We start from the raw sequence: 12,153 nt of genomic DNA on the forward strand, positions 1-12,153 counted from the left end.
TTTCAAGAGATGGCAAAGAAATTTTCAAATCTTCTCCTGACTCCTGACTCCTGACTCCTGACTCCTATGCCCTCACGGAAAGACTTTCTCAGCAACCCCTATCTACCGTTCCTGGTTCACCACTGCTTCCCTGACCAGTACCAGTACCACTACCATCACCACCACCATTACCTTCTCGAACATAACCAGGATTAATGATACTACGTCCTGTAAACTCGCCTTGTAATTGAATTGGCGTACTCACAGGAAAAGAACGTAATTGATAACCTGGAAAACGAGGTAAAACAGCAAAAATTCCCAGTCCAAGTCCTAAAATCACCAAAAAATTGACAATTAAAACTTTAAAATTAGCACTGGTAAAATTCTTTTTGGTTAACTTTTCTTTTTTTAATGGCTTTAAACCCAAACGTGAGCGATAATCTAGAACCAAAGTTGGCAGAGACACAGCCAAAAATACCAGCAACACAGGAGCAAACGCCATAGTTTGACTTAATGTTGCCGCCACACCTAAAAGTATTAAACCAATAACTATCGAATAACCTAAATCCTTACGTCGCGGTGTGTCATAATTATGCAGCACCTGAAGCTCAATTAACAACTGAGCCAGATTTAATCTTGTATCATTCAACTGATTAACATTCCTGTAGCAATGCAAAACTTAACTGGAATGTTAGCATTGTGGCGACGGTAATAACTCCAAATTGTACCCACTGTACTTAGAGGTACTGCCCAAAGACTAAAGGTAGTCTCCGATGCAATATCCGTCGCCACTATTCCTAAAACTACCAGTCCTAGCACCAGCACCCGCAAGGCGATAGAATCTTCCACTTCTGCTAAAGAAGACCTCTGTTTACTTTGTCGCCCATTACCTACGGGTACGCGCCAAAACCGATTTATCCTGGATAAATTTAACATTTTGAGGTAAGTAGAACTATGATGTAGACGCTAAGGACACAATGTTAATGAGAGGCAAAAACTGATTACCTTGTCTTCAATTTTAGCCTCACCATATCGTAGCTTTAGAAGCCCTGGGGACATCTAAGGGAAGCTACGCATTTTTTCCAAGTGTCCTGCTCATAGTTACCTACTATCAAAGACCTAATTATTGTTTTTTGCCAAGATGAGTAAGTTGGAAAACCAGGATCATCATTTTTTTATCGGCGTTTATCAATGGAGAGTATCAGCAGTGTTAATTGCAATTAAATAATCAGATTAATTGCCAACAACAAGGGCTGTTGTTCTATTTCTGGAAATTCAACTACTAAAGTATAAGTTTGGTTAGTAGGTAGACAGTCTAATTCTAAACTGGCTTTATTTGCATTCCCAGATGAAGCAACTGCTTGAGTACCATTTCCTTCAAGCTTCAACACGCCGATAGTGGGTAATTCACTATGAACACATAACTTCATTACCTGACCCAGCAACTGTAATTCTACTCTGATAATCAGAGTACCAGCATTAGTTTGCCATTGTTGTTCTATCACCGGATTGGCTAAAGAAACAGGCAGAGTCAGATTTTCCAGCAGTTGTTTAGCTGCCATTAACGACAACGCCATTTAATTTGCCTGTGTACAGTTGCCATTGGTGGGGTGTTAAACCTAAATTAGTAGGTAAAGACACATCTAACCATTCATGCACCAATTCCCAATGATGCAAGAGAGAAAACCTAATTAAATGATACTTAAAACGTTGCTGCAAGTAGTCACGCTGACGTGGGGTTAAACCTAAAATTGACTCGATCTCTTGTGCTGATAAATCCTTGAGACGGAGAGAGAAATAATCAGCACAGTCTGATTGTTGTCGTTGTTCTAAATAATTCATCAATTCCGTAATCACCACGGAGCGCAAAGTATCTTCATCTGGTTCTGGTTCAGTTTGCATGGCCATAGCAGCACGCAATTGTTGTATGGCTGGTTCTTCCCAAGAACCATCAGTTTCGCCACTACTGCCTTCAGCAGCTTGTTCAATATCCACGCTCGTCTCTGGAGGCTGCTGTTGTGAGAAGGTTTGCGCTCGCAGAATAATTAACTGTTGTTGTCTGCCTGGTAAGGGAATGCGGCGTTTAGCATACCTTTCGGTAAATGCCATATATTCGGCTAATTCTAGTAGGGTTTGGGGACGATAGGTAGATGGTTGTTGATTTTCCCTACGGAAAGCATTCAAAGCCTCCAAATAAAAACTTTGAAGAAAATCTTCTATGATAGTCAACCGCCCCTGATAGCTTAGTTGCTTTTGAGGAGGATTAATATAGCGATAAATGATGGCGCTCAAAGTGCTGTGTAATTCTACCCTACCCCGATTAGAACCTAGCTGATAATAGCGGAGACATTGTTGTAGCCGATATCGGGCGAGGGTCATTGCAGAGCTTTCTATTTCTCCAGAAGCCTGAATGCGTTTACTTTCATTACAAATCCGCAGGACTTCGCCCGAAATTCGCAATGCTACATCTCGACAATTCTTTTCTGCCGCCTTTGTTGACTGCTGTAGTTCCTTCAAGAGAAATTGAAAGATAACCTCTACGCCGATAGACTTATCTCCCTGAGTAGTTGCGGTTGCGGGCCAATTCATAGTCGGAATTTTAAAAATAACCTAACATACTTAAACACAACCTGTAAGGCCGTGGCTGTTAGCTTGATAGATGTTATTTATAAGCTACCAGTTATTGGTTGTCAGATGACAAGTGACAGGTGACAAAGAAGGAGGCAGGGGAGCAGTTAATAACCCAGTCCCTCGCATTCATAATTTTGGACATTAATCAGGAACCATTTATAAGCCATGAAAAATTTAGAAGCACAAATTCAACTGTTAATTGATAATGCACCCCAAGATGGTGTGACACCACAACTTGTGGCTAATATTGCGCCTGTTTTGAGAGCGATCGCTCAAAATTTACAACACTCTCAATACTATATTCTCCAAAATTTGCAGGAACGCTGGGTTTTAACTACATTGAAGCACAAGGCTAATGCAGCCCCAAAAGGAACAATAGGGGAAAAGCGGGTAGTTTACGCCTTTCCTAGATTACAGGATGTTTCCCTGGTTTCATCTGTTGGGACCAGCCCTCAAGCAGTGGCTAAACCCATGCCTGTAATTCATATTTTGTTTCAACTGGTGGCATTAGAACCAGTAGATAGTATAGTTTTTTTTGAGACTCCTGGAACAACCAGCAACGCTATGGAAGTCGAGCGCACTGACCTGCAAAAGATGATTGAACAGAAACTGCAAGAACACATACTTAGTCAGCAAGTACCTCCAGATATCGCCTGAATCAATTTTGGATTTTGGATTTTGGATTTTGGATAGAATCTAAAATCTAAAATCTCAAATCCAAAATGCCTAATAAAGCCGACTTAATACATAATCAGTCATGCTGATTAATGCTTGCCGTGATTCTGAGGGTTCTAAGATGGCAATATGTTCAGATGATACCTTGGCATGATGAGCGGCTAATTCTCTGGCCCGTTGTATGCCTTGGCTATCAGCAATCAGCTTCAGTGCCTGCTCTAAATCCCCTTCTTGGGCAAACTCTCTGTCAATTAGCGCTTCCAGGCAAGGTTGTTCTTCTAGAGCAAATAACACTGGTGCAGTTAGATTACCACTTTTAAGATCCGATGCCGCTGGTTTACCCAAAGTATCTGTTGAACCAGTGAAATCTAGAATATCATCTACTATTTGGAAGGCTAAACCCAGATGCTTACCGTAGTTATACAAGTTTTCAGCAGTCTCTGGGGAAACGTTACTCAATATTCCCGCAGCTTTAGAACTGTTAGCAATTAATGAGGCTGTTTTGTAATAGCTCTTTTTCAGGTAAGTTTCCGTAGAAAGATTAGTATCAAAACGATTTAGCCCTTGTTGAATCTCCCCAGCGGCCAAATCCATGATTACTTCTGAAAGCAGTTTAACTACATCCAAATTATCCAGATTTGCCAAATACCAGGAAGATTGAGCAAAGAGGAAATCTCCTGCCAGTACGGCAATACGATTGCCAAACAAGCTATGAACCGTAGGAACGCCACGGCGTACATTTGACTCATCCACTACATCATCATGTACCAAGCTGGCTGTGTGGATCATTTCCGTAATCTCTGCTAATCGTCGATGACGAGGCGTAATGTCTTGTTCTAGCATGGTTGCCCGCGATATCAGCAGCACAATGGCTGGCCTAATGCGCTTGCCCCCAGCACCGAATAGATGTTCGGCTGCTGCATAGAGGATGGGGTGGCGGTTTCCAACTAGCTGTGTGAGGTTATCTGCTAGTATTTGCAGGTCTGCTTCCACAGGGGTAAACAGGGAGGTGGCTGGGGTCATGGATGGGCGGACTCTGACTTTGGTTACGAAAGTTTACATATCCTTTACTCATTTTAAGATAAACCATATCCAGCGCCAAGTTTTCATCCAGGAATCCCAAACCATACTTTTCGGATCAGCACAAGTAGCTTCTCTTATATCCTGGAAAAAAGCCCAGGAGTCAAGGAAGATGCGAAAACAGGAGAATGAAGCAATATTCAGTAAAACGCATTTTTTACATATTTTAATTGTCAAAAATCATACTATAATTATCCTTGATAGGATAATTCAGCAAAACTTGTCTGTCAACATTGAGAAAATTTGAAATTTAGTCCAGAAGGTAGCTGAAAATCCAGGTCTGTTGTGTTACGCTAATGTGTAGGAATTTTAAATTTTTCAGATATTCACTGCCAAAAAACAGTTAATCATCAATAGGTGATTTTACTCATTGGATTTGTGAGTCTAAAATAACAAGTCGCCGACAGAATGAAGGAAATGATTCCTAACGATTTGCTGTGCGGCAGCAATCCTATTGAGTTAGATGATATGCTTTCTCTTAAGAAAGCCACTACACATCCTCAGCTAACGTTGATCATAAGTGTAGCTCTTACTTGATTGGTGTGAGGGTGAATAAGGCAGACTAGGTAGACTGCTGAGGAGCGCAGTTTTAAGTTGCTATGTAGCAAATTAACTGCTGTTCGATGTGTGGTATGTGAAAAGCTTAATCAAATAATAAATTGTTTAACCAGAGAGAAGTAAAACTCTACTGGTCGGCTTTGCATAGCCTACTATAGCAATCAAGAATGTGCTTGATTTGCTGAAGTTCTACTATTTGTGTATGCAATTTTATAGTCCTTTGAAAGTTGAGTTGGTAGAACAATGATTTATGGAAATATGCCTATGATGATCTTTATTTTAGCTGCTGGATATTTATTTACAGTCTACTTATTATTGGCACTAGCAAAGCGAACAGGTAGAAATAGTGTTATTAAAAGTGGGACTGCGGTTATTCAGGAGCAACACCAGCAGGAAAGAGCTAGCCCTAAGCTGACTATTTGATAGACAAAACTATACTTATGTTGACAAGCATTGACATAAGTGAGTTAAGAAAATCGCCCACTTGATATATAATCCTACGATATCAAGTATTGAATTAAGACTATTGCCAACGCGAAAACCAAGCAATGATAGCGGTAGTCTTTCTTGTAAATCTTAACTTGAGAAATATCGCGTCTGGCTAAGGCGTGCAAGTCTACTGAGGGATAACTGCTCCCATGCTCCCGTTGAAGTAGAAAGTAAAGTCTAGCTTTGTCTAGGTTTTATATAGCAGGTAGTCAATAGTCAATGAAATTTTAGATTTTGGATTTTGGATTTTGGATGAAAGTTGTTTGGTATTCCTAATTCACAAGCAAGCTGGTTATAAAAAGAAGAAATACAAAACAATTGATCTAAAATAATATAAGCGATGCCTGGACTTCGCTAACACAAATCTAAAATCTAAAATTAAATGACTAATGATTAATGACTTAGGGTTTGCTGAAAAAGTCTCTTCGTTAAGGCAGGGAATAGGGAATAGGGAATAGGCAAGAGTTTGGGTGATCTGTTAGTAACCAATTCTTTGAAATTTCACCCGGAAAATGCACGCTTTTAGGAGTATACCCCTGAAAAATCCTGCACTGATTTCCTGATTTTCCACCTGAAACCCTTGATTTATTAAGGTTTTGAGTTTATTCAGTAAGCCCGACTTATGAGCATTGTCCTGATGCAATCGTTACATATCGAGGATTGTTGATCAATGTTCAGATGTGTTCAGCGTAAATGAATTAGACAGTAGCATCAGTCAAGTGTATCTTTTCTACGAGAGGGGTATAGCCTAACCACTGTAATCCAGACTGAGCAAATTGTTGGGGACAACCGCTGACAGCAAAGCGAGTAGGCATTGGTAGGTGATTATTTCTGATGCTTAATAGGTCTAACTCCTGAGCGCAAGCTGTAACAACATGAACAGCAGGGTCAACTAACTTGACGTGAGCAGGGAGGAGCGATCGTAATACAGGTGCTAGAAGTGGATAATGGGTACAGCCATAAATTAAAGTATCAATTTCCTGTTTAAGTAAAGGTTCAAGATAAGCACTAGCAACTTCAGTAGTATAAGGATCGTGAATGCGATTTTGCTCAATTAGGGGGACAAATTCTGGACAACTAACTTGCCAGACTTGGACATCAGGTTTAATTTCCATCATTGCCTGACGATAGGCATTGCTTTTAGCAGTAGCAGGGGTAGCAATGACACCTATTCGCTTACCCATTTGTACTGCGGCCTTTGCTCCTGGTAGGACTACACCCAGGATAGGAAAGTTAAATTCCTGACGGACATTTTCCAGTGCTAGAGCAGAACTAGTGTTACAAGCCATAATCACCATTTTCACCCGTTGCTGCTGCATCCAGTTCAGTATTGCCCTCACATATTGTAAAACTTCAGCTTGTGAACGAATACCATAGGGAAGATGAGCAGTATCCCCAAAATAAATAATTGATTCATTGGGAAGTTGTTTATAGATTTGTCGCAGTACCGTCAGCCCACCTACACCACTGTCAAACACCCCAATGGGAGAGCGTTGAGCTTCCTGCTCCGAAAAATTGTCAAGATTACCTTCAAAAATGGAAGATGAAAACACAGGCAAATATTGATTTAGATGTTGCTATTTTAAAATACAGAATTTAGCAGACAATTTGCTTATTGACTACTAATGATTGGGAATAGGGAATGGGGAATAATTTTACCCAATCACCAATCACCAATCACCAATCACCAATTACCTCATCGTTGCTTTAGGTAATTGAGGATACCACGAGCGATCGCATCAGCCATGCGATTTTGGTATGCTGGAGATCCTAGACGGGGATTGTCCTCACGACCAGTCATGTAACCTGTTTCAACTAAAATTGCTGGCATAGAATTTTTCCTAAGTACATAGAATCTGGCTTTACGTGTGCCTCTATCTTTGATGGTACTAATATCTTGGAGAATAGTCTTGCGAACAGATTCCGCCAGACCATAACCACTGTCGTAATAATATACTTCTAAGCCATTGACATCGGGACGATTATCAACTGCATTGGCGTGAATACTCACAAATAAATTCGCATTTACCCTATTAGCTATATCTACCCTTCCTTGTAGTTCTACGAAAAAGTCAGCATCTCGCGTCATTACAGCTTGTACGCCATTTTGCTGCAAAATTTGCGCCACTCTCTTACCAATGGGCAGAATGACATCCTTTTCTAACAAACCGCCCAAACCAGGAGCGCCCGAATCTTTACCGCCATGTCCGGGGTCAATCACTACTATAACTTTCCCTTTGGGAACTGAGAAGCGTGGCTGAGGTTGTGGTTGAGGATTTTCGATAACTGGGTCTGGTAGCTGTCCTTGGTTTCTAGGTAAAGGAGGTAGAGTAATAGACGGTTGTAACTGACGAGAGCTTTGTAATTGCAAAGCTATAATTTGCTCTCCCACTTGGTTAAGTTCGCCGATTTGTATACCGGATGCAGGTTGAACCAAGACAACTACATTGTTAGGCGCTTGTGGTTGTAGGCGTATCCTCAGCACAGGACTATTAGCATCAAAAGCAGGTCCTTTTACCTTACCAGCTAATTTAGCATTAGGAATAGTGATCCGAAATAAACCAGAACTTCTATCCCAAGCACTGGTAGCGGATATAGTTTGATCGGCTTTAATGAGTAATTGTGTACCATTAGCCGCTAATTCCACAGACTCAATAGTGGCTGGGGAATTGCTAACATTTTGTACAGGGGATTGATTTTCTTTAATTTTAGACAGATCGGCAAGACGATCAGGTAATACCACAAAATCACCATTACTGCCGGTTGTTACCCGCCAGTCGGGGCTGTTACTATCCACCTGTAAAGTCATGCGGACCGCAGGTGGTTTATTTGGTAGTTGGGTAAGTTGGATGCGTTTGACACCATAGCGATTAATCAACAAATCTCGTTGTTCTAGATTTGGTGATAAAGCTGCACCACCAATGTCAACATTTATAGTGCGGTTATCTTCGCTGCGATTAACTTGAATTTTAAATATATTTGGGGGGGGATTACCACCACTGGTATCAACAAAAAAACCATCTCCTGTAATTCGCAAATGTTCAATTTGAACTATCCCCCCACTGGTGTTAGCGGCTATGTCTTGGTTAGGTATGCTGACAGCAGTTGTTGTCACCATATTGTAAGTATTTTTGGGGGTGAGTGTTGGTGTTTCTTCTGGGGGTTGATTGGCAGAAGCGGTTACAGGGACTACATCAGCTTCTAGATTTGGTAATTGTACAATCCAGCGACTACCAGTAGAGGGTGTAAATTTGACTAGGTTGGGGTCAATAGTATAACCAGGATTCAGTTCTACAACTACCCGTGTTGTTTGTTGATCAAACTGTCCAATGCGGATAGCGCGAACTGCTCCGCCTATTTGTTGGGTTAATTGGGGACTACCCAAGCTAGTCCCTGGTAAATCTATTACTAACCGAGTAGGGTTAAAAATGAGTTGCGCTTGGGGTTGTACAGGACTAGATGTGTTGATTTCTAGTCTGTTTTGATTGGTATCAAATCGCCAAGATTCTAGTCTAGCTGCCGAAGCTGGCGATGATAGCAAGAAGATGGTGCTAACAGTGCTGGGTATTAACCACTGTAGTTTCAAAGTTTTTACTCCTGATTTGCATTCATGGAATCCGTAAATATTTCAACATCCTTGTAAATCCTCACACCTTTCCCGTCCACACTGGCGCTTGGCACTGGGAGCCAGACACCACAGTTAATGGCGTAATATTATAGCTTATGTTTTTGATTGTGCCATGTTGTCGTCAGGCAAATCAATTTTAGAGCTAACGAGCGACGCTCAACGAATACAGGAGAATAGAGAATGCAGAAGAAGTAAGACTGTGAGTATTATGTTTGATATTTTTGTGAAATTCTCGAATCTTTTAATTCTTGATTTGATAATTCTCCTGAGTAGAAAAGTTCCACCGGAAAGACGTTCCACCGGAATGTCTCTACTGACTTACTGAATTATTAGAAATTACTTATCTTTGTCTCAGGTACTGAAGAATACCTTGAGCGATCGCCTCAGCCATTTGATTTTGATAAGTTGGATTTCTCAGTTTAGCAATATCTTCCCTACCAGTGAGATAACCTGTTTCTACTAAAATTGAGGGCATAGAAATTTTTCTAAGGACATAAAATCTAGCTTTTCGCACTCTCCTGTCTCTAACATTGACACTTTGGAGAATTCTATTATGAACGGCACGAGCCAAGCCCAAGCCACTGTCATAATAATAAGTTTCTAAACCACTAACTTCGGGACGATTGAGACCGACTGAATTGGCGTGAATGCTGACAAATACATCCGCGTTAGCTCTTTCCGCCATTTGTACTCGTCCGGGGAGGCTGACGAAATAATCAGAATCCCTTGTTAATAACACTTGTACTCCGTTTTGCTGTAAAACTTCTGCGACTCTCAGGCTAATAGGTAAAATTATATCTTTCTCTCGTGTTCCACCAATACCAATTGCTCCGGGGTCTTTACCACCATGTCCAGGGTCAATCACCACTAATAATTTGCCTTTGGGAACGGAGGGACGGGGACGTGGCTGGGGATTCTTGATATTTGGATCTGGTAATTGCCCGCTGTTGGGAGATGGTAAGGGGGGTAGGCTAATGGGGGGTCTAACTTGACGATATCTTTCTAATTGTAAAGCTAAAAGTTCGTTACCGACTTGGTTGAGTTCGCCAATTCTGACTCCTGATGCTGGTTGGACAAAAATAACTACAGTGTTAGGGGCTTGGGGTTGCAACCTGACTCTCAGGACAGGGCTATTGGCTTCTAGGGATGGTCCTTGGACTCTGGGAGCTAATTTAGCATTTTCGATGGTGATGCGATATAGTCCAGAGCTTCTATCCCAGCCACCAGTAGCGGATAAATTTTGATCGGCTCTAATTAGTAGTTGTGTGCCATTACCAGCTAATTCTACAGACTCGATAGTGGCTGGGGAGTTATTAGCAACTATGGGTTTGTTAGGGGTGGAAACAGGTGTTGATGGACTAATACTTTGAGGTAAGCGAACAACTCCTTTAGTTGGTAATAGAACCAAGCCGCCAGCACTACTGCTTATTACTTCCCAGTCGGGACTATTTTTGTCTAACCGTAATGTCATGCGGACACTGCTGGGAGTGGTTCGCAGTTGGGTAAATTCAATGCGGCTGACACCATGCTTATTGATGGCTAAATTTTTTTGTGTCAGTTCTGGTGATAGGGTAGCGTTGGCAATATCCATAAATATGGTGGTGCGATCAAGGCTACGATTGGCCTTAATCTGAGGATTACCGCCACTGGTACGAATAAAAAACCCATCTCCTGTTGTTTGTACTCTCTGAATTTGAGTAGTTCCTAGTGTGATATTGGCTGCTGTGGAAAATTCCGGTTGAGTTGGGGAACTTTGAGAATCGATGGTGGCTAAATTATATGTGTTATTACTAGCAGTGGGCGGTAGTTCTTCAATTTCTGGCTTGGGTAGTTGTACTGTCCAGCGTCGGGGATTGATGCCAACAAATTTAACTTCTTGGGGGTTGAGGGTATAACCGGGGGTGAGTTCTATAACTAGGCGGGTTGTTTGTGGATCAAGCTGTCCAATCCGTACTGCTCTAATAGCTCCGCCTATGGTTTGGGTTTGCGATCGCCCAAATTGAGTGTTTGGTAAATCAATTACCAAGCGTGTGGGGTTAAAAATTAGTTTTGCTTGGGGTTGTACAGCACCAGAAGTATTAATTTCTAGGCGGTTGAGATTTTTATCAAATCGCCAAGATTCTAATTTGGCGGCTAAGGTGGGGGAAGATAGTAAAAGAACTGTTCCAACAGTACCGGGCAATAAGTAGTGTAGTTTCAAAGTTATTTCTCCTGAGTTACATTTGTAAAAGTAAAGTCATCAATATCTCAATTCCACATTTTTGGCAAATCTGCATACTGTCACCACTGATAATAATTTGGTTTTTAATTGGGGATTTTTCGATTACTATTCTCTAATACCAGGTTATTCTCAGCCGCTAATATTTGATATTAAAATTTTTTTCTTTAGTCAATGGTCAGTTGTCTGTGGTCATGAGATGATTAACCTCTCCCTGGACTTTGCTGGTTCTTAATTGTACCTATGTACCTAGTTCCCAGTGTTTTATTCTCTGTGTTTCTGGAAATAACAATCATATTTAAGTGTGTTATTGAATCCTCATCTTGGAAAATACCCACTATGATCTCATAATGAAGTTAAGTAGGTAGGCGTTGAAATTTATCGTTGTGGCAAGGCAGGAGGCAGAAGGCAGGAGGGATGAGGTTTTTAGGCATTTTACATTTTGTGACATAGCTTGTTTTTTTCATGCCGACTTACTTAAGTTGCCGGATGCTCATCCATAATTACTGGATAAATATTGAGAATATAATAGGTGAGTGAAGGACAGGTAGAAACCAACATCATCAGCAAGATTATAAAAACCGAAATACCAAAGAAATTTGACTATTGCAGAAGACGGTGATCGAGAAATATAAGTTTCTGTTAAGTATTAATACTCTAAATACAGGTTTTGTGTGTGCGGTTTGAAAAGAAGCTGTGTTCATGAATTAAATCAGACTGCTATATATAGTTAGAGTTCCCAAAAAGAAACATTTATAGAAATTTCCTTGATACTCCCCACGGCTTTTAGCCGTGGGATTCTTGAATAGTCCACAAACGAACCTTCAACGGTGCTATCAAAGACACCCTACTGATTCCACTGAGGTCTAGACCTAGTTTTATCGCTACTTTAACT

Annotated in this window: 7 protein-coding genes and 2 pseudogenes; 2 read left to right on the forward strand and 7 right to left on the reverse strand. The window is 41.0% G+C overall.

Annotated elements, in window-relative coordinates:
* Positions 1-100 precede the first annotated feature (100 nt).
* From H6F47_RS24575 to hetZ, 3 genes and pseudogenes are all read right to left on the reverse strand, one after another.
* A pseudogene (locus H6F47_RS24575) lies at positions 101-915 on the reverse strand (transglutaminaseTgpA domain-containing protein); the annotation flags it as partial.
* A gap of 284 nt (positions 916-1,199) precedes the next feature.
* Positions 1,200-1,556, reverse strand: a complete 357-nt coding sequence (locus tag H6F47_RS24580; protein ID WP_242027489.1) for a hypothetical protein — start codon at positions 1,554-1,556, stop codon at positions 1,200-1,202.
* A pseudogene (gene hetZ / locus H6F47_RS24585) lies at positions 1,555-2,568 on the reverse strand (heterocyst differentiation protein HetZ); the annotation flags it as partial. The pseudogene hetZ and the gene H6F47_RS24580, both read right to left, overlap by 2 nt.
* A gap of 207 nt (positions 2,569-2,775) precedes the next feature.
* Between hetZ and H6F47_RS24590 the strand changes: the two are divergent.
* The gene (locus tag H6F47_RS24590) at positions 2,776-3,267 is read left to right on the forward strand and encodes a hypothetical protein (protein ID WP_096565830.1); all 492 of its coding nucleotides are present in this window, start codon (positions 2,776-2,778) and stop codon (positions 3,265-3,267) included.
* Between the two features lie 69 nt (positions 3,268-3,336).
* On the opposite strand, the gene sds is transcribed toward H6F47_RS24590, so the two are convergent.
* Positions 3,337-4,308 carry a solanesyl diphosphate synthase gene (gene sds, locus H6F47_RS24595; RefSeq protein WP_096565828.1) on the reverse strand — a complete coding sequence of 324 codons (972 nt, stop codon included), beginning with the start codon at positions 4,306-4,308 and terminating at the stop codon, positions 3,337-3,339.
* 858 nt (positions 4,309-5,166) lie between these two features.
* Between sds and H6F47_RS24600 the strand changes: the two genes are divergently transcribed.
* Complete coding sequence (locus H6F47_RS24600) at positions 5,167-5,346, forward strand: hypothetical protein (RefSeq protein ID WP_096565824.1); 180 nt, start codon at positions 5,167-5,169, stop codon at positions 5,344-5,346.
* Between the two features lie 764 nt (positions 5,347-6,110).
* Here H6F47_RS24600 and murI read toward each other — a convergent pair.
* From murI to H6F47_RS24615, 3 genes are all read right to left on the reverse strand, one after another.
* Entirely contained in the window at positions 6,111-6,965 is an 855-nt protein-coding gene (gene murI / locus H6F47_RS24605; RefSeq protein WP_190651425.1) for a glutamate racemase, read from the reverse strand.
* Between the two features lie 143 nt (positions 6,966-7,108).
* Positions 7,109-8,998 (reverse strand): N-acetylmuramoyl-L-alanine amidase, encoded by a 1,890-nt coding sequence (locus H6F47_RS24610; RefSeq protein WP_190651427.1) that lies wholly within the window; start codon positions 8,996-8,998, stop codon positions 7,109-7,111.
* 382 nt (positions 8,999-9,380) lie between these two features.
* A complete protein-coding gene (locus H6F47_RS24615; protein WP_190348390.1) occupies positions 9,381-11,240 on the reverse strand; it encodes an N-acetylmuramoyl-L-alanine amidase in 1,860 nt (619 codons plus the stop codon).
* Between the last annotated feature and the right edge of the window lie 913 nt (positions 11,241-12,153).

Origin of the sequence: Sphaerospermopsis sp. FACHB-1094 (genome assembly GCF_014696195.1) — a bacterium.
Lineage (GTDB): Bacteria > Cyanobacteriota > Cyanobacteriia > Cyanobacteriales > Nostocaceae > Sphaerospermopsis > Sphaerospermopsis kisseleviana.